Raw genomic sequence first — 18,699 nt, 5'->3', positions numbered from 1 at the left:
TTCAGGCCTACGCCCAGGGAAGGGCGTGCCTTGTTCCCTCGTTCGGATCCCGCCGGGCGGGAGAGGGGCATGTCAGGCTTCGGACTTGACGATCCGGAGCTTGGCCGCTTCCACCCACGACAGCCCGCGCAGGGCTCGCAGCAGGTCGGGGATGGCTTCCACGCGCCATTGTTCGCCCAGTTCCAGGTCGGCCTGGGCGCTGCGGTTGTGGTAGCCGTGCAGGATCACCGTGGCGCGGCCGCCACGGTAGCCGGCGAGGGTCTGCTTGAGTTCCTGCTCGAAGCCCGGCCCGATGCCGTTGAGCTTGACCCTGAGAGCGCGCGCGTGGCGGCGGCAGGCATCGGCCAGCGTCATCGCACCGCGGGCGCGCAGCTGGAAGCCGCCGCCGGAGAACTCGTCGATGCGCAGGCCGCCGTCGACGATGAGCATCTCGTCCCGGGTGAGCAGCGGCGCCACCTGCTGGTAGAGCTCGCCGAAGAAGCTGACCTCGATGATGCCGGTGCCGTCCTCCAGCCGCACGAAGGCGTCGCTGTCGCCGCGCTTGCGCACGGCAGTGACCATGCCGGCCACGGTCCAGGGCGTGTCCGGGCCACGGCGGAAACGGTTTTCCTCGCCGTCGCTCTTGCGCGGGCGCGGCGGCTGGTAGCGCTCGGCGATCTCGCCCAGCGGACAGGTGGAAAGCTGCGCCAGCTCCTCGCGCCACGGGTCGGTGGGATGGCCGGAGAGGTAGTGGCCGAGCGTGTCGCGCTCGCCTTGCAGCTTCTGTTCCAGCGGCCACTCGGGCGCGGTCGGCAGCTCGATCTGCACCGCCGGCGTGCTGGTTCCCATCAGCGCGCCGAACATGTCGTTCTGGCCGGACTGCTTGTCGCGCAGGTGCTGCTCGGCGGCCTTGATCGCGTCCGGCAACTGCAGCATCAGGCTGGCGCGGTTGGGCGCGAGCGCGTCCAGGCTGCCGGAAAGGATGAGTGCCTCGAGCACGCGGCGGTTGAGCTTGGCCGAATCGACCCGGCGGCAGAAGTCGGCCAGGTCCTTGTACGGGCCGCCCCGCTGCCGCTCCTCGACGATCGACTCGCAGGCGCCCTGGCCGACACCCTTGATCGCGCCGAGGCCATAGCGGATGACCTTCGGTTCAACGGCCACGAACATGAAATCCGAGGCGTTCACGTCCGGCGGCAGGATGGTCAGGCCGATCGCGCGTGACTCGTCCAGGAACGTCACCGCCTTGTCGGTGTTGTCCATGTCCGAGGAGATCGTCGCGGCCATGAACTCGGCCGGGTAGTGCGCCTTCAGCCATGCGGTCTGGTAGGACACCAGCGCGTAGGCGGCCGCGTGCGACTTGTTGAAACCGTAGCCGGCAAACTTCTCCATCAGGTCGAAGATGGCGTCGGCCTTGTCGCCCGGGAGCCCGTCCTTCGCGGCGCCCTCGCGGAAGGTCGCGCGGTGCTTGACCATCTCCTCGACTTTTTTCTTGCCCATCGCGCGGCGCAGCAGGTCGGCGCCGCCGAGCGTGTAGCCGCCGACGATCTGCGCCATCTGCATCACCTGCTCCTGATAGACCATGATGCCGTAGGTCTCTTTCAGGATCGGTTCGACGCGCGGGTCGGGATACTCCACGTCCTCGCGGCCGTGCTTGCGCGCCACGAAGCTGGGGATCAGGTCCATCGGGCCGGGGCGGTAGAGCGCCACCAGCGCGACGATGTCGCCGAAGCGGTCGGGCTTGGCGTCTTTGAGCATGCGCTGCATGCCGGAGGATTCGAGCTGGAACACCGCCACTGTCTGCGCGCGCTTGAGCAACTCGTAGGTCGGTACGTCGTCCAGCGGCAGCGCGCCGATGTCGATCGGGTCCTCGCCGGCTTGCGCGCGGCGTGCGTTGATCGCCTTCATCGCCCAGTCGATGATGGTGAGCGTGCGCAATCCCAAGAAGTCGAACTTGACCAGGCCGACCGCTTCGACGTCGTCCTTGTCGTACTGGGTGACCATGCCGGCGCCGCCCGGCTCGCAATACATCGGCGCGAACTCGGTGAGCGGCTTGGGCCCGATCACCACGCCGCCGGCGTGCTTGCCGACGTTGCGGGTGAGGTTCTCCAGCTTGAGCGCCAGGTCGATCAGCGTGCGCGCTTCCTCGTCCTGCTCGTACAGCTCGCAGAACTCCTTGACGACGCGGTCGGGTTCCTTCTTCGACTTCTCGCTGCGACCGAGCGCGTCGGAGAGCGTCAGGTCGAGCGGGCGCGGCGGGATCAGCTTGGCGATCTTGTCGACCGCGTTGTAACCCATGCCGAGCACGCGTCCGGAGTCGCGCAGCACCGCCTTGGCGGCCATCGAGCCGTAGGTGATGATCTGGCTGACGTGCTCGCGGCCGTACTTGCGCGCGACGTAGTCGATGACCTCGTCGCGGCGGTCCATGCAGAAGTCGATGTCGAAGTCGGGCATCGACACGCGTTCGGGGTTGAGGAAGCGCTCGAACAGCAGGTCGAACTGCAGCGGGTCCAGGTCGGTGATCTTGAGCACCCAGGCGACCAGCGAACCGGCGCCCGAACCGCGGCCCGGGCCCACCGGGATGCCGTTCTGCTTACCCCAGTTGATGAAGTCGGCCACGATCAGGAAGTAGCCGGGGAAGCCCATCTCGATGATGACGTCGAGCTCACGTTCCAGCCGCGTTTCGTAGTCGGCGAGCGTGTGGCCGGGCGCCAGCGGGTTGGCGGCCAGGCGCTCGGCCAGGCCCGCGCGTGCGGTGTCGCGGATGTAGCTGTCGAGGTCGTAGCCGTCAGGTACCGGGAAGTCGGGCAGGTAGTACGTGCCGAATTTCAGTTCCAGGTTGCAGCGCCTGGCCAGCTCGACCGTGTTCTGAAGCGCCTCGGGCAGGTCGGCGAAGAGTTCCGCCATCTGTTCGGGCGACTTCAGGTACTGCTGGTTGGAGTAGTCGCGCGGGCGCTTGGGATCGGCCAGCACGCGCCCCTGGTTGATGCACACGCGCGCCTCGTGCGCCTCGAAGTCGTCCTGCTTGAGGAAGCGCACGTCGTTGCTGGCGATGAGCGGCAGTTCGAGCGCGTCGCCCAGGGCCAGCGCAGCGGTGTTCCAGGTTTCCTCGCCCTCACGGCCGCAACGGGTGAGTTCGAGATACAGGCGCTCGGGAAAAAGACGCACCAGCGGTTGCAACCGGGCAATGCCGGCGTCCACGCCCTGGCTCACCGCGATGCGACCGACCTCGCTCTCGCGCCCGAGCAGGGCGATCAGCCCGGTGGTCGTGTCCGGGGTCAGCCAGTTCGCCTCGACCAGCGCCTTGCCGCCGTGCTGGCCATCGCGCCAGGCGCGCGAGACCAGGCGCGACAGGTTGAGGTAGCCCTCGCGGTTCTGGCAGACCAGGGTCAGTCGCCACGGACGCGGATCATCCGGCGAGCCGATCCACAGGTCGCAACCGCCGATCGGCTTGATGCCCGCGCCGCTGCACGCCTTGTAGAACTTCACCAGCGCGAACATGTTGCTGTCGTCGGTGAGCGCCACCGCCGGCATCCCTTCGCGCACGCAGGCGTCGACCAGCGCCTTGATGCGGATGGTCGAGTCGACCAGCGAGTACTCGCTGTGCAGGTGGAAGTGGACGAAGCGGGCAGACATCAAGGACTCGGGAGCATCCCCGGGTTAGTCCGTGAAGGCTACGCGCGGCGCCTGCTTCCTACAAGCTTGACAGTGAGCCAGGACCCGGCGGTCGCGCTCAGTGGACCAAGAACCGCTCGTCGTCCTCGTTCCACTCGACGTAGTGGTCGAAGCCGCTGGTTTCCAGCGGATGCCTGTCGTAATCGACGTGGGGGAGGATAGGCTCGGGCGGGGGATTGATGCCGGGCTCGATGGTCGGGCTGGCCGAGGGCGCGGCGAACGGCTTGAGTGCAGAGCGCACATGGAAGAAGCGCGACAACATGGCACGACTCCTGCGGAGGGTTTCCGCGGTGGAGGACGACGGCGTCCGTGCGAACGCTGGAAGGCGGCGCTGACCGGCCGACTTCCCTGAGCCATAGGATGCGCCTATCCGCGGAAAAGTTGCATAGACCGATGGCCTATTTTTGCAGCGGTGCCCGGTGTGGAAACGCATGCCGCGCCGGGCTCAGAAGAGACTGCCCTGATCGAACAGCAGTTTCACCGGGGCGAAGCTTCGCCGGTGCAGCGAGCAGGGGCCGAGCTGCCTGAGCGCGGCCAGGTGCTCGGGAGTCGAGTAACCCTTGTGGCTGGCGAAACCGTAGCCAGGGTGTTGCACGTCCATCGCGCGCATCAAACGGTCACGGGTGACCTTGGCAATGATCGACGCGGCGCTGATCGCCGGCTTCAGGGCGTCACCGCCGACGATGGCCTTGCCGGGGCAGGGCAGCGCCTTGGGCAACTGGTTGCCGTCGATCCACGCCTCATGCGCGGCGACCTCCAGGCCGGCCACGGCGCGGCACATGCCGGCCATGGTCGCCTGGAAGATGTTGATCCGGTCGATCTCCTCGACCTCCACCAGCACCACGTGCCAGGCCAGCGCACGCTGGACGATCTGGGCATAGAGCGCTTCGCGGCGGGCCTCGGTGAGTTTCTTGGAGTCGTCCAGGCCTTCGATTTTGTGGCGCGGATTGAGGATGACGGCCGCGACTGCCAGCGGGCCGGCGAGCGGCCCGCGGCCGGCTTCGTCGACGCCGGCCACCAATCGCGCGGGTTTCGACGGAGACCTGGCTCGCCCAGGCGCTGGACGGGTCGGCGGGGCGACATCGCATCGCACGTCTGCTTCCTCTCCCCTCCGGGGAGAGGATTGAGGTGAGGGGACAAGGCTTGCGGGGAGTTCCAGCGGAGCACGCTTCGTAGTCACTTCATCGCTGGAGCGGCCCCTCACCCCAGCCCTCTCCCCCTTTTCTGATTGGGGATGGGGGAGAGGGAGCAGGTCTAGGGCGTCATCGAGGCCGTCAGGACACATGTCCGGCCTCCAGCAGTTCCGCCACGGCGGCGGCCGCGCGCTCGCCCGCGCCACCTTCTTCCGATCCGCGCAGCGCGCGGTGCAGTTGTTCGAACGCGGCGACGACCCGCCCGCGCCGTTCGCTGTCGGCGAACAGCGCCAGCGTGGCCTGTGCCAGATTCTCCGCCGTGCAGTCGTCCTGCATCAGCTCGGGCACCAGCTTTTCCTGCCCCAGCCCGCAGGCGCGCGCCAGGATGTTGGGCAGCGCGTACACGTCGGTCTTGAGCATGTTGAAGGCGCGGGCGATGCGGTAGCTCCACGGCGACACGCGGTAGCCGACCACCATCGGGCGCTTGGCCAGCATCGCTTCAAGCGTTGCGGTGCCAGAGGCGAGCAGCACCACGTCGGCGGCCAGCATGGCCTCGTGGGCATGCCCTTCGATCAGCAGCGGCGCACTCTCGTCTCGCGAGCCCCTCGCCAGCAGGGTCTTCAATCGCGCATGCACCTGCGCGTTGGCCGCGGGGAGCACGATGCGCAGGCCAGGCAGGGCCGCGCTGACGCGCCGCGCCGCATCGGTGAAGATGGCGCCCAGCCGGTCGATCTCCGATGGTCGGCTGCCCGGCAGTACGGCCAGCACCGGGGCGTCCTGCGGCAATTGCAGGGCGTCTCGCGCGCCCACGCGATCGGACACCAGCGCGAAGCGGTCGGCCAGAGGATGGCCGACGAAGCGGGCGTCGACGCCGTGGCGCTGGTAGATCGGCGGTTCCATCGGGAACAGGCACAGCACGCGATCGGCGCTCGCACCGATCTTCTCCGCGCGCTTCTCGCGCCAGGCCCAGACCGACGGGCTGACGTAGTGCACGGTGCGCAGGCCGGCTTCGCGCAGGCGGCGCTCCACGCCCAGATTGAAATCCGGCGCGTCGATGCCGACCACGACGTCGGGGCGCGTCTCGAGCAGGCGACCGAGCAGCGCCTTGCGCAGGCGCAGCAGCCGCGGCAGGTGCCGCACCACCTCGGCAAAACCCATCACCGAGAGCTCGCGGATGTCGTACCAGGATTCGAAACCTTCACGCTGCATGCGCGCGCCGCCGATGCCCACGAAGCGGGCCTGCGGATAACGCTTGCGCAGCGCGGCGATCAGCTCGGCACCGAGCTGGTCGCCGGAGTCTTCGCCGGCAATGAGGGCGATGAGAGGGACTTGTATGGAGACTTCGCTAGCCTGCATGCCGAGGTCTCCTGGAGCCAAAGCAAGAACCCATGCCGATTTCCGATAAGCGAGGCGCTTATCGGGCCAGCGAACGTTCGCTGCGCCCCAGGAACTCCAGCATCTCGCGCACGTCGTCGCTGTCCTGTGCCTGGGTTTCCAGCTGCACGCGCGCCTCGGGCAACGACAGGCCGGCCATGTAGAGCGTGCGATAGGCGCGCTTGATCGCGGAGATGCGTGGCGCATCGAAACCGCGGCGCTTGAGGCCCTCGCTGTTGATGCCGCGCGGGCGGCCGTGCTGCTCGTTGGCCATCATCACGAACGGCGGCACGTCGGAGCCGACCAGGCAGCCCATGCCGATGAACGCGTGTGCGCCGACCTTGCAGAACTGATGCACGCCGGCATAGCCTGAGATGATCACCCAGTCGCCGATCTCCACGTGCCCGGCGAGCGCCGAATAGTTGGAGAACACGACGCGGTTGCCGACCTGGCAGTCATGCGCGATGTGCACATAGGCAAGCAGCCAATTGTCGTCGCCGATGCGCGTGACGCCGCCGCCCTCACCGGTGCCGCGGTTGATGGTGACGAACTCGCGGATCAGGTTGCGGTCGCCGATCACCAGCTCGGTGCGCTCGCCGGAAAACTTCTTGTCCTGCGCCGCGCCGCCGATCGAGGCGAACTGGCTGATCCGGTTCTCGCGGCCGATCCTGGTCGGTCCCTCGATCACCACGTGCGGACCGACCACCGTACCCTCGCCGATCTCCACCTCCGCACCGATCACGCTGTAGGCGCCGATGGTGACGTTCCTGCCGATGACGGCGCCGGGATCGATCTGCGCGGTGGGGTGGATCATTTGTCGGACCTCGCGGCGCACATCAGCTCGCAGCTGGCCACTTCCTTGCCATCGACCAGCGAGCGGGCGACGAACAGGCCCATGCCGCGCATCAGGCGCTTGAGCGAGACCTCCAGCCGCAACTGGTCGCCCGGCACCACCGGGGCATTGAAGCGGGCGTTGTCGACCTTGGCCAGATAGAACAGCGGGCTGCCCTGGTCACCCTTGAGGCGGCTGGAGATCTGCGTCAGGAGGCCAGCAGCCTGGGCCATCGCCTCGACGATCAGCACGCCCGGCATCACCGGATGGCCAGGGAAATGGCCGAGGAAGAAGTGCTCGTTGATGGTGACGTTCTTGAGCGCGACCACGCTCTTGTCGGGCACCAGTTCGATCACGCGGTCGACCAGCAGGAACGGATAGCGGTGCGGCAGCAGTTGCTGGATCTGCTCCACGTTGACCGGCAGGGCGCACGTCGCGGGGGTGTCACTCATCGTTACTGTCCTTCTCCAGCGCCGACAACCGGCGCGCGTACTCATCCAGGTGCTTGAAGCGGGCGGCGTTCCTGCGCCACTGGCGGTTGTCCTGCAGCGGCACGCCCGAGGAATATTCGCCGGGCTCGCGAATCGAATGCGTGACCAGGCTCTTGGCGGTAATGGTAACCCGGTCGGCCAGTTCGATATGGCCGATCACGCCCGCGTTTCCGCCGATCTGGCAGTAGCGGCCGATCCGGGCGCTGCCGGCCACCGCCGCGCAGCCGGCCATGGCCGTGTGTGCTCCGACGTGCACGTTGTGGGCGATCTGGATCTGGTTGTCCAGGCGCACATCCTCTTCCAGCACAGTGTCTTCCAGCGCGCCGCGGTCGATGGTGGTGTTCGCGCCGATTTCGCAGTCGTCGCCGATCCGCACGCCGCCCAGCTGGGGAATCTTGATCCAGTGGTCGCGTTCGAACGCCAGGCCGAACCCGTCCGAGCCGATGACCGCGCCCGCATGCACCAGCACGCGCCTGCCCAGCGTCACCCGCGTGACCAGCGTCACCCGCGCGACCAGGCGCGATTGCGCGCCCACCGTGCAATCGGGGCCGATGATGCAGTGCGGGCCGAGCACGGCGCCGTCTTCGACCACCGCACCATCCTCGATCACGCAGTGCGGACCGATGCTGGCGCTGGCGCTCACTTTCGCGCTGGTGGCGACCACCGCGCTCGGATGGATGCCGCGGGGGGCTGCCGGGAGGCGTTCGAACAATGCGGCGATCTTCGCGTAGGCGACGTAGGGGTCGGAGGCGATAAGCGCTGCGGTGGGGCAGTCGCCCACGTTTTCCTCGCGCAGGACCACGACGCCCGCGCGCGTGGCCTTCAGCTGGGCGGTGTATTTGCTGTTGGAAAGGAAACTGAGCTGGTCCGGCTGCGCCGCGGCGAGCGTGCCCACGCCACCGATCCGCCGCGTACCGTCGCCGTGGAAGGCGAAGCCGAACCGCTCGGCCAGCTCGGCCACCGTGTAGTTGTGCTCGCTCATGCGCGCTCCTGTGGGGCAGGGCATTGTAGGCGAGGGCGGGGCGGGGGACGACTCCCGCAGGCCTGCCGGCTTGGCTTCCTGCAGGAGCGCACCTGTGCGCGACCGGGAGACATGGTGGTCGCGCACAGGTGCGCTCCTGCAGAAGGCCCAAACAAAAACGCGGCCCGGTGGGGCCGCGTTTCGGGAGGAACCTTTGCAACCGGGTCAGAAGTTGCTGCCGAAGGTGAACTGGATGCGCTCCTCGTAGTGGCGATCCATCGGGTCGGAGCGGATCGGCACGGCGAAGTTGATGATCAGCGGGCCGATCGGTGCCTGCCATTGCAGGGCGATACCGGCCGAGGCGCGCAGATCGCTGGCGTCGAACGACTGGTAGTTGCGGAAGGCATTGCCGACGTCGACGAACGCCGATACGCGCGCGGTGTTGATGTCCTTGAGGAACGGCAGCGGGATGAACACCTGCGCCGTGCCCAGCACCTTGAACGCACCGCCGATCGGCTGGGCGTAGTAGCCGCCGTTGCAGGTGCCGTTGGCGTTGGGCGTGCCGCCTCCGGCCGAGCCGATACACACCTTCGGACCCAGCGTGTTGTCCTGGAAACCGCGTACGTCGCGCACGCCGCCGGAATAGAAATTCTCCCAGAACGGGAAGTCGTACGGCTGGCCGGCCACGAAGTCGCCGAACGTGCGGCTGTAGGTCTGGTTGCCATACGCCTCGCCGTAGCCCACCTGGCCGTCCAGGTAGAGCACGAAGCCGCCGCCGACGGGCCAGTAATGGTTGGCCTCGCCCATGAACTTCCAGTACTGCACGGTCGAACCGGGCAGCGCCACCTCGGTGCTGGCCGAGAGCAGGCCACCGCGGGTGGGCGCCCAGTAGCCGTTGCGGGTGTCGTGGTTCCAGCCCAGCGTGCCGGTCCAGGTGTGCACGGTCCGGTTGCCGATGGCGTTCTGGTAGTCGACCAGCACCTGCGGCGTGATGTTCTGGTAGGTGTTGATCTTGTTGCTGGACAGGCCCAGGCCCACGCGCAGGCCGTCGGTTTCGCTGATCGGGATGCCCAGGTAGGTGGAGAACGCCTTGGTGCTGTTCTCGTAGTTCGCGAAGTCCGTATTGCCGTAGTCGGTCTTCGAGTACGTCGCGCTGTAGCCGATGCCGATGTTGTTGTCGGTCAGGTACGGGTTGTAATAGCTGGCCGTGACGCGCGAGTAGTAGGAGCTGTGCTCGGCGCCTACGCTGAAGCTGTCGCCGGTGCCCAGGAAGTTGTTCTGCGACACCGAGGCGTTGAGGATCATGCCCGAGTACTGCGAGTAACCGACGCCGAACATCAGGCTGCCGGCGGACTGCTCCTCGACCTTCACGGTGACGTCGACCGCATCCTGCGTGCCCGGCACGCGCTGCTTGTCGATGTCGACCTTCTTGAAGTAGCCCAGGCGCTGCAGGCGGATCTTCGAGCGGTCGACCGCCGCCTGCGAGTACACCGTGCCCTCGAGCTGGCGCATCTCGCGGCGCAGCACATCGTCCTCGGTACGGGTGTTGCCCTGGAACACCACCCGGCGCACGTACACGCGCTGGCCCGGTTCGATGAAAAAGGTCATGTCGACGGTGCGCTTGTCCTTGTCGAGCTTGGGCACCGGGGTGACCTTGGCGTAGGCATAGCCGATGTTGGCCAGGATGCTCTTGATCGAATCGGAGGTCGCTTCGACCCGCGCGCGGTTGAAGGTGTCGCCCTTCTTGACGAACACCAGCTTGCGCAGCACTTCTTCGGGCAGGATCAGCTCGCCGAGCAGGTGCACGTCCGAGACGGTATAGACCTCGCCTTCCTTGATGCTGGCGGCGATGTACATGGCGCGCTTGTCCGGCGCGATGGTGACCTGGGTGGAATCCACGCCGAAGTCGGCGTAGCCGCGGTCCATGTAGTAGGACTGCAGCTTCTCCAGATCGCCGGAAAGCTTTTCGCGCGAGTACTGGTCGTCCTTGGAGTACCACGACATCAGATTGCTGGTGTCGGACTCGAAGTCTTCGCGGATGTCCTTGTCGGTGAATGCGGTGTTGCCGACGATGTTGAGTTGCTTGATGCGCGCGGCCTTGCCCTCGCGGATCTCGATGTCGATCGCTACGCGGTTGCGGTCCAGCCGGGTCACGTGCGGGTCGACCGAGACGTTGTACTTGCCGCGGTTGTAGTACTGGCGGATCAGCTCCTGCTGCACGCGGTCGAGCGAGAGCCGGTCGAAGGTTTCGCCTTCGGACAGGCCGATCTCCTTCAGGCCTTTGCGCAGGTCTTCTTCCTTGATGTCCTTGTTGCCGCGCAGGGTGAGCTTGGCGATGGACGGGCGCTCGACCACCTTGATCACCAGGATGCTGCCCTCGCGCGAGAGCTCCACGTCGCTGAAGAACTTGGTGTCGTAGAGGGCGCGGATCGCCCGGGCGGCCTCCTCGTCCGTCAGCCGGTCGCCCTTGTTCACCGGCAGATAGGTGTAGACCGTGCCAGCCGAAATGCGGCTGAGGCCATCGATGCGGATGTCGGAAACGACGAACGGCTCGAACGCCAGGACGTTGGCCGAGAGGGAGGCAAGCAGTAGCAGGGCGGCGATACGCTTCATCGTCGATTCCGGTGGGTTATTCCGACGGCCGGCCGCAAGGCCGTTCCAGCATGTACGGACGGGAAAGGGCCGAACCCTGTCCCGGAATGCACCCGCGCGCCGCGGCGGGCGTCACTGCCACGGCGGGGCCGATGGCCGCGGGGAAGAGCGCGCGCGTCACGAAAGCAGGGTGCGGTGTATGTCGTTGTAGAACGCCAGCCCCATCAGCGTGAACAGCAGGACCAGGCCGATGTACTGGCCGATCATCTGGGTCCGCTCGCTTACCGGGCTGCCTTTGACCAACTCGATAAGGTAATACAGCAGGTGACCGCCGTCCAAGACGGGGATCGGCAGCAGGTTGAGGATCGCCAGGCTCAGCGACACCAGCGCCAGGAAGTTGAGGAAGTATGGCAGCCCCGCCTGGGCGGACTGGTTGGCCACCTGGGCGATGCCGATCACGCCCGACAGGTTCTTCGTCGAAGCGTCGCCGGTGACCATCTTGCCGATCATGGTGAAGGTCTGGCGGGTGGTGTCCCAGGTGGATCCAAGCGCTGCGCTGAGCGCCTTGACCGGGCCGTAGCGGCGCGTGGCGTTTTCCGGCGGGATCGCGCCGACGCCGACCGACCACCGGGCCGGTTGCCCCTGCAGCGATTCATAGCGGGCCACCACGGGCAGGTGCAGGGTCTGCTGGCCGCGGCGCACGGTCACGTCCAGCTTGGGCGACTGCGCCGACGCCTCGCGGATGGCCTTGGCGAACGCGTCGAAATCGACCACCGGCTTGCCGTTGACCGCCTCCAGCACGTCGCCCGATTGCATGCCTGCCTGTGCGGCCGGCTGGCCCGGCACGACCGTGGCAGCGACCGCAGGCGGCGGAGCCAGCTTCAGGCCCAGCTTGTTGAAATACTTGTCGATGCTGCGGCCGGCCGGCAATTCCTGCAGCGGAAGCACCACGTCGCGCTGGCTGCCGTCGCGACCCTTGACCACCATCGGCAGCGGTTCGCGGCCGAGCAGGGCGGTGGCGATACCGTCCATCGCGTCGCTCATGGTCGCCACCGGCTCGCCGTCCACGCGCAGCAGGCGGTCGCCGGACTGGATGCCGGCGACCGCGGCCATGCTGCCGGGCGTGGCGGTCACCACCGGCGCGGCGTCCGGGCGACCGAGCATGAACATCAGCCAGAGCGCGGCCACCGCGAAGATCAGGTTGAAGCCTGGGCCGGCGATGACGATGGCGATCCGCTTCCACACGCTCTTGCTGGTGAACTCGACCTCGCGCAGTGCCGGGTCGACATCGCCCTCGCGCGCGTCGAGCATCTTCACGTAGCCGCCGAGCGGGATCATCGCGACCTGGTATTCGGTGCCGTCGCGACCGATGCGCTTCCACACGGCCCGACCGAAGCCGACCGAAAAGCGCAGCACCTTGACGCCGCAGCGGCGTGCGACCCAGTAGTGACCGAACTCATGGAAGGTCACCAGCACGCCCAGCGTGACCAGCAACCAGAACACCGAGCCGAAGAAGGGATTCATCTAAAAACCTGGGGAGGTACTTCTCTGTCCGAGCTTATCAGCAAGCCGTGCGCAACTTCCGCCGTGCCACTGAACGTGCCTGCGCATCGCGCTCGCGCAGCGTCTGGACATCGACCACAGGCTGCGCCGGCAGTTCCGCAAGCACCCCCTCGACGAGATCGGCGATCGACAGGAACGGCAGTGCACCGGCCAGGAAGGCCTCCACTGCGACCTCGTTGGCCGCGTTGAGGATTGCCGGGGCGTCGCCTCCCTCGCGCAGGGCAGCGAAGGCCAGCGCCAGGCAGCGGAAGGTTTCCAGATCCGGCTTCTCGAAGGCCAGCGGGGCGCAGGCGGCCAGGTCCAGCGGCGCCACGCCCGCCTCGATCCGCTCGGGCCAGGCCAGCGCGTGGGCGATCGCCGTGCGCATGTCCGGGTTGCCCAGCTGGGCCAGCACCGAGCCGTCGGCGTACTCGACCATCGAATGGATCATGCTCTGCGGGTGCACCACGACCTCGATGCGCCCGGGCGCGGCACCGAACAGGTGGTGCGCCTCGATCACTTCCAGGCCCTTGTTCATCAGGGTGGCCGAGTCGACCGAGATCTTGCGGCCCATCACCCAGTTGGGATGCTTGCAGGCCTGTTCCGGCGTGACGCTGGCGAGCTCGGCGCGGTTGCGGCCGCGGAACGGGCCGCCGGAGGCGGTCAGGATCAACCGCCGCACGCCGTGCGCGTCGAGTTCCGGCCGGCCGCCAGGCAGGCACTGGAAGATCGCGTTGTGTTCGGAGTCGACCGGCACCAACTCGCCGCCGCCTTCGCGCAGCGCGGCCAGCAGCAGCGCCCCGGCCATCACGATCGACTCCTTGTTGGCCAGCAGCAGGCGCTTGCCCGCGCGTGCGGCGGCCAGGGTCGAATCCAGCCCGGCGGCGCCGACGATGGCGGCGACCACGATATCGCACAGCGGGCCGGCCGCCGCGGCGGTGATCGCTTCGGCACCGCTCGCCACTTCGCACGGCACGCCGGCGGCGGCGAGCTGGCGAGCCAGCGCGCCTTCCATGGCCGGATCGGCCACGATCGCCAGCTCCGGCCGATGCGTGACGCACAGCGCGACCAACGCTTCGACGCTGCGGTTGGCGACCAGCACGCTGGCGCGAAAGCGATCGGGATGGCGGGCAATCACGTCCAGCGTGCTGCCGCCGATCGAGCCGGTGGCGCCCAGCACGGCGACCCGGCGGGGTGCGACGTTACTCATAGGCCAAGCAGCAGCTTGCCCAGCGCGAACACCGGCACTGCGGCAAACACGCTGTCCATGCGGTCGAGCAGCCCGCCGTGGCCGGGGAACATGCGCCCGGAATCTTTCACCTGGGCATGGCGCTTCATTAGGCTCTCGATGAGGTCGCCGACTACCGAGGCGGCCACGGTGAGTACCGCCAGCAGCGCCAGTGCAAGCAGGCGCCAACCTCCCACGCCCAGCAGCGCGCCACCGACGACTGCCACCAGTGCGCCCGCGATGAGGGCGCCACATACACCGGCCCAGGTCTTGCCGGGACTGATGTTGGGTGCCAGCTTGCGCTTGCCCAGGAAGCGCCCGCTGAAATAGGCCCCGATGTCGGCCGCCCAGACGATCAACAGTGTCAGCAACGTCCACCAATGGCCGTAGGGCTCGCTCGCGTGGATCGCCAGCAGGCCTACGAACGCCGGGAAGATCACCAGGGCGCCGGCGGCAAGCTTGAGATTGCGGTTTTCCGTCGTGGGCGCAGCCGCGAACGCGAAGTGCTTGAGCCACACGCAGGCCAGCGCCCACCAGGCGGCCCCCACGACCAGGACTGGCCACTGGATCGTGTCGCGCAGCCACCAGAGCAGCGCAAAGACAACCAGCGCGCCCCCCAGCAGCAGGGCGCGCACGGGCCGGTTGCGCAGGCCGGACAGACGTGTCCACTCCCACAGCCCGGCCAGAAAGGCGGCCACGGTCACCAGCGCGAACAGCCAGGTCCAGCCCGGCGGTAGCAGGATCACCAAAATCGCCAGGGGCGCGAGCAGCAGGGCAGTGAGGGTGCGTTGGAGCAGCATCGAGGATCCTTGGGGTTTACCGATCGATCATACGGATCGGGCGACCTGCTCGCCGGTTTTGCCGTAGCGGCGTTCGCGGCGGTCGAAATCCTCGATGGCGCGGGCCAGGCATGCCTGGTCGAAATCCGGCCACAAGGTGTCGGTGAAGTAGAGCTCGGCGTAGGCGATCTGCCAGAGCAGGAAATTGCTGACGCGCACTTCGCCGCCGGTGCGGATGAACAGATCCAGCGGCGGCAGTTCGGCCAGGGACGTGTAGCCGCCCAGGCGTGCCTCGTCGATGTCCTCCACCCGAAGCTCGCCCTGCGCCACCGCGATGGCGGCCTGGCGGGCGGCATGCACGATGTCCCAGCGGCCGCCGTAGTTCACCGCGATGTTCAGCGCGAGCTTGAGGTTGCCGGCGGTGCGCGCCATGGCCAGCTCCATGCGCTTGCGCAGCTCGGCGTTGAATGCGCTGAGGTCGCCGATGAAGCGCAGGCGCACGCCCTGTTCGTGAAGTTCGTCGACTTCCTTGTCCAGGGCCCGCAGGAACAGTTCCATCAACGCGCCGACTTCCTCATCGGGACGGCGCCAGTTCTCGCTGGAGAAGGCGAACAACGTCAGCGCCTCCACGCCCTGGCGCAGGCAGCCTTCGACGACCTCGCGCACGGCCTTGCGGCCGGCGTTGTGGCCGAAGCTGCGCGGGCGCAGGCGCGCCTTCGCCCAGCGGCCGTTGCCGTCCATCACGATGGCGATGTGGCCGGGGATGCTCATGCGCGAATCATCCCTTCTCCCCTGCGGGGAGAAGGTGGCCCGAAGGGTCGGATGAGGGGTCGTGGCTCGCCGGGACGGTCGTCCGTGTGGGCCCTGATGAGGATACTTCGCAAGAGTGACCCCTCACCCCAACCCTCTCCCCGGAGGGGAGAGGGAGCGAAGCAAAAGCGCCGCGTCGCGTTCATGGCAATGAGCGGAAAGCCGCTCAAATCGCCATCAGCTCGTCTTCCTTGGCCTTGACCACGCCGTCCACTTCCTTGACGAAACGATCGGTCAGCTTCTGGATCTCGTCGTCGGCGCGGCGCTCGTCGTCCTCGCTGATCTGCTTGTCCTTGAGCAGGTCCTTGACCTTCTGCATGGCATCGCGGCGGATGTTGCGGATGGCGATCTTGGCATTCTCGCCTTCGTGCGACACGTGCTTGGCCAGCTCCTTGCGGCGCTCTTCGGTCAGCGGCGGCATGTTCAGGCGGATCACGGTGCCGGCGGTGGTCGGCGTGACGCCGATGTCCGAGGCCATGATCGCCTTCTCGATCGGGGCGACCATGCTCTTCTCGAACGGCGAGATCTGGATCGAGCGGGCGTCGGCCAGCGAGACCGAGGCGACCTGGTTCAGCGGCATGTCCGAACCGTAGTAGGGCACCTTGATGTGGTCGACCAGCGCCGTGCTGGCGCGGCCGGTGCGCAGACGGGTCAGGTCGTGCTTTAGCGCGTCGATGCTCTTGCCCATGCGGGTCTGGGCATCGGTCTTGATGTCGTTGAGCATGGGAGTCACCCGGCGTTGCGTGAAGCGGGCAAGTATAGCAGTGCGGAGTGTGAGCGGCCCGGCGCGCCCGGTCCCGTGTAGAAGCGCCCTTGGGCGCGACCGCCACCCGGGTCTTGCCTGGCGGCCCGCCGTTGCCGGTCGCGCCCAAGGGCGCTCCTACAGGGAAATCAGCTCGCGGTGACCAGCGTGCCGACCTGGTCGCCGCGCATGATGCGCATGAGGTTGCCCGGCACCGTCATGTCATAGATGCGCAGCGGCATGCCATGGTCGCGGCACAGCGCGATCGCGGCGGTGTCCATCACCTGCAGGTTGCGCTGGATGACCTCGTCGTAGGTCAGTTGTTCGTAGCGGGTCGCGCTGGCGTCGCGCGCCGGATCGGCGGTGTACACGCCATCGACCTTGGTGGCCTTGAGCAGCAGGTCGGCACCGATCTCCACCCCGCGCAACGCGGCGGCCGAGTCGGTAGTGAAGAACGGGTTGCCGGTGCCCGCGGCGAACAGCGCGATACGGCCCTTCTCGATGTGGCGGATGGCGCGGCGGCGGATGAAGTCCTCGGCCACGTCGTGGATCTGGATGGCGCTCATCACCCGCGCATAGCCGCCGCGCTTCTCGATCGCGTCGGCCATCGCCAGCGCGTTCATGACGGTGGCGAGCATGCCCATGTGATCGCCGGTGACCCGATCCATGCCGGCCGCCGCCAGGCCCGCGCCGCGGAAGATGTTGCCGCCGCCGATCACCACGCCCGCTTCCACGCCGGCCTTGCGCACCTCGATGATCTCGTTGGCCAGCCGGCCGATCACCTTCGGGTCGATGCCGTAGTCCGCCTCGCCCATCAATGCTTCACCGGAGAGCTTGAGCAGGATGCGGCGGTACTTGGGCTGGTCGCTCATGGGGTCTCCGGATTGTGGGTAAACCGGCATATTGTAGCCGCGCGGCGGTACGACGTCAGGCGCAGGGCCGCGCGAACGGGACGAATCGTTCATGCTGCAGAACCGCCAACCTCTGGAGTTCCCATGCACCTCGGCGCGATCGCCTTGCTTGTACGCGACTACGACGAAGCCATCGCGTACTTCACCGGTTCCCTCGGCTCACGCTGATCGAGGACTCGCCGCAAGGCGCAGGCAAGCGCTGGGTTATCGTGGCTCCGCCGGGATCGCACGAAACGCGTCTGCTGCTGGCGAAGGCTGCCAATCCGCAGCAGTTGCAGGCGGTGGGCAATCAGTCGGGCGGACGTGTTTTCCTGTTTTTGCAGACGGCCGACTTCCGGGCCAGCTACGAGGCGATGTGCGCCAAGGGCGTTCGCTTCCTTGAAGAACCGCGGGAGGAGGCGTACGCCACCGTCGTGGTGTTCGAGGATCTCTACGGCAACCGCTGGGACCTGTTGCAGCCGCGGGGCTGAGGGGCGCGGCGGTCACGATGGGCGGAAAGGGCGAATGCCCGTGACCGCGAGTTCGCCAGAGGCGAGCCTCGCATTGCGGGACACCCCCTGAACCCCGAGAACCCCGTCGGAACGCACCGTGTGCGCGACCGCAGGCCGCACCATGCCCAGAGCGGCCACGCGCGGTCGCGCACACGGTGCGCGCCTGCACGGGCGCCGCTTAATCGGGTGAAGAACAAAAAAAGGCCGCGGTTGCCCGCGGCCTTTTTGAGCGGTGCAGGTGGCGCTTACGCCAGGCCCGCCTGCTTCATCACTTCGGCGTGGAAGTCCTCTTCCACCTTCTCGATGCCTTCGCCGACGGCCAGGCGCACGACCTGCTGCACGTCCGCGCCTTCCTTCTTCAGCGCCTCGCCCACGGTCATGTTGGTGTCCAGCACGTAGGCCTGGCCCAGCAGGGTCACTTCCGAGACGATCTTGTTGATCTTGCCGGAGATGATCTTCTCCAGGATCTCGGCCGGCTTGGCCTTGTCCTTGTCCGACATCTGGCTCAGCGCGATTTCTTTTTCCTTGGCGATGAAATCGGCCGGGACGTCATCGGCGCGCACGTACGGCGGGTTCATCGCCGCCACGTGCATCGCCACGCCCTTGGCGAGCTCCTCGGAGCCGCCCTTGATCGCCACCAGCACGCCGATGCGGCCGCCGTGGACGTAGCTGCCGATCTTGCCGTCGGTGGTCTCGACGCGCGCCATGCGGCGCACTTCGATCTTCTCGCCGATGGTCGCGACCAGGCCCTTGGCGGCCTCTTCCACGCTGCCGGCACCCGGGTAGGCAGCACCGTTCAGCGCGGCCACGTCGGCGGCGCCGGACTTCAGCGCGACGTCGGCGACGGTGTCACTGAACTTCACGAAGTCGGGGTTCTTGGTGACGAAGTCGGTCTCGCAGTTGACCTCGACCAGCACGGCCTTGCCGCCGTCCTGGGCGGTGACGACGCGGCCTTCGGCGGCGACGCGGCTGGCCTTCTTGTCGGCCTTGGCCAGGCCCGACTTGCGCAGCCATTCCATGGCGACGTCGATGTCACCATTGTTTTCGACCAGCGCCTTCTTGCATTCCATCATGCCGGCGCCGGAGCGCTCGCGCAGCTCCTTGACCAGTTGTGCGGAGATATTGCTCATCTTGAATCCTCGAATCTTGGTGTGCCGTGGCG

At 67.3% G+C, this 18,699-nt stretch carries 15 protein-coding genes and 1 pseudogene; 1 reads left to right on the top strand and 15 read right to left on the bottom strand.

Annotated elements, in window-relative coordinates; genetic code table 11:
* Positions 1–72: 72 nt before the first annotated feature.
* The 14 genes from dnaE to pyrH all read right to left on the bottom strand — a co-directional run bounded on the left by dnaE (position 73) and on the right by pyrH (position 17,007).
* The gene (gene dnaE, locus ACFWZ3_RS04050; RefSeq protein ID WP_439706498.1) at positions 73–3,612 is read right to left on the bottom strand and encodes a DNA polymerase III subunit alpha; all 3,540 of its coding nucleotides are present in this window, start codon (positions 3,610–3,612) and stop codon (positions 73–75) included.
* Between the two features lie 97 nt (positions 3,613–3,709).
* Entirely contained in the window at positions 3,710–3,913 is a 204-nt protein-coding gene (locus tag ACFWZ3_RS04045) for a hypothetical protein (RefSeq protein WP_439706497.1), read from the bottom strand.
* A gap of 183 nt (positions 3,914–4,096) precedes the next feature.
* Positions 4,097–4,744, bottom strand: coding sequence for a ribonuclease HII (gene rnhB, locus ACFWZ3_RS04040; protein WP_439706496.1), 648 nt, complete (start codon positions 4,742–4,744; stop codon positions 4,097–4,099).
* Between the two features lie 181 nt (positions 4,745–4,925).
* Positions 4,926–6,140 carry a lipid-A-disaccharide synthase gene (gene lpxB, locus ACFWZ3_RS04035; protein WP_439706495.1) on the bottom strand — a complete coding sequence of 405 codons (1,215 nt, stop codon included), beginning with the start codon at positions 6,138–6,140 and terminating at the stop codon, positions 4,926–4,928.
* Between the two features lie 58 nt (positions 6,141–6,198).
* Positions 6,199–6,972 (bottom strand): acyl-ACP--UDP-N-acetylglucosamine O-acyltransferase, encoded by a 774-nt coding sequence (gene lpxA, locus ACFWZ3_RS04030; RefSeq protein ID WP_439706494.1) that lies wholly within the window; start codon positions 6,970–6,972, stop codon positions 6,199–6,201.
* Entirely contained in the window at positions 6,969–7,442 is a 474-nt protein-coding gene (fabZ, locus tag ACFWZ3_RS04025; RefSeq protein ID WP_439706493.1) for a 3-hydroxyacyl-ACP dehydratase FabZ, read from the bottom strand. Before fabZ ends, lpxA begins: the two co-directional genes overlap by 4 nt.
* Entirely contained in the window at positions 7,435–8,463 is a 1,029-nt protein-coding gene (gene lpxD / locus ACFWZ3_RS04020; RefSeq protein ID WP_439706492.1) for a UDP-3-O-(3-hydroxymyristoyl)glucosamine N-acyltransferase, read from the bottom strand. The genes fabZ and lpxD overlap by 8 nt, the downstream gene beginning before the upstream one ends.
* A 204-nt stretch (positions 8,464–8,667) precedes the next feature.
* On the bottom strand, positions 8,668–11,055 hold the full coding sequence (gene bamA, locus ACFWZ3_RS04015; RefSeq protein ID WP_439706491.1) for an outer membrane protein assembly factor BamA: 2,388 nt from the start codon (positions 11,053–11,055) through the stop codon (positions 8,668–8,670).
* A gap of 156 nt (positions 11,056–11,211) precedes the next feature.
* Positions 11,212–12,558, bottom strand: a complete 1,347-nt coding sequence (rseP, locus tag ACFWZ3_RS04010; RefSeq protein WP_439706490.1) for an RIP metalloprotease RseP — start codon at positions 12,556–12,558, stop codon at positions 11,212–11,214.
* Between the two features lie 37 nt (positions 12,559–12,595).
* Positions 12,596–13,786 (bottom strand): 1-deoxy-D-xylulose-5-phosphate reductoisomerase, encoded by a 1,191-nt coding sequence (locus tag ACFWZ3_RS04005; protein WP_439706489.1) that lies wholly within the window; start codon positions 13,784–13,786, stop codon positions 12,596–12,598.
* A complete protein-coding gene (locus ACFWZ3_RS04000; RefSeq protein ID WP_439706488.1) occupies positions 13,783–14,604 on the bottom strand; it encodes a phosphatidate cytidylyltransferase in 822 nt (273 codons plus the stop codon). Before ACFWZ3_RS04000 ends, ACFWZ3_RS04005 begins: the two co-directional genes overlap by 4 nt.
* A gap of 27 nt (positions 14,605–14,631) precedes the next feature.
* A complete protein-coding gene (gene uppS, locus ACFWZ3_RS03995; protein WP_439706487.1) occupies positions 14,632–15,354 on the bottom strand; it encodes a polyprenyl diphosphate synthase in 723 nt (240 codons plus the stop codon).
* 205 nt (positions 15,355–15,559) lie between these two features.
* Positions 15,560–16,117, bottom strand: coding sequence for a ribosome recycling factor (frr, locus tag ACFWZ3_RS03990; RefSeq protein ID WP_439706486.1), 558 nt, complete (start codon positions 16,115–16,117; stop codon positions 15,560–15,562).
* 167 nt (positions 16,118–16,284) lie between these two features.
* On the bottom strand, positions 16,285–17,007 hold the full coding sequence (pyrH, locus tag ACFWZ3_RS03985; protein WP_439706485.1) for a UMP kinase: 723 nt from the start codon (positions 17,005–17,007) through the stop codon (positions 16,285–16,287).
* Positions 17,008–17,130: 123 nt separating this feature from the next.
* Here pyrH and ACFWZ3_RS03980 point away from each other — a divergent pair.
* Positions 17,131–17,516, top strand: a pseudogene (locus ACFWZ3_RS03980) (VOC family protein).
* 266 nt (positions 17,517–17,782) lie between these two features.
* Here ACFWZ3_RS03980 and tsf read toward each other — a convergent pair.
* Positions 17,783–18,667 carry a translation elongation factor Ts gene (gene tsf, locus ACFWZ3_RS03975; RefSeq protein ID WP_439706484.1) on the bottom strand — a complete coding sequence of 295 codons (885 nt, stop codon included), beginning with the start codon at positions 18,665–18,667 and terminating at the stop codon, positions 17,783–17,785.
* Positions 18,668–18,699 lie beyond the last annotated feature (32 nt).

It is taken from the genome of Frateuria sp. GZRR35, from assembly GCF_051900415.1.
Lineage (GTDB): Bacteria > Pseudomonadota > Gammaproteobacteria > Xanthomonadales > Rhodanobacteraceae > Frateuria_A.
Note: the sequence above shows the minus strand (reverse complement) of the source record. Positions and strands in the feature narration are given on the sequence as shown.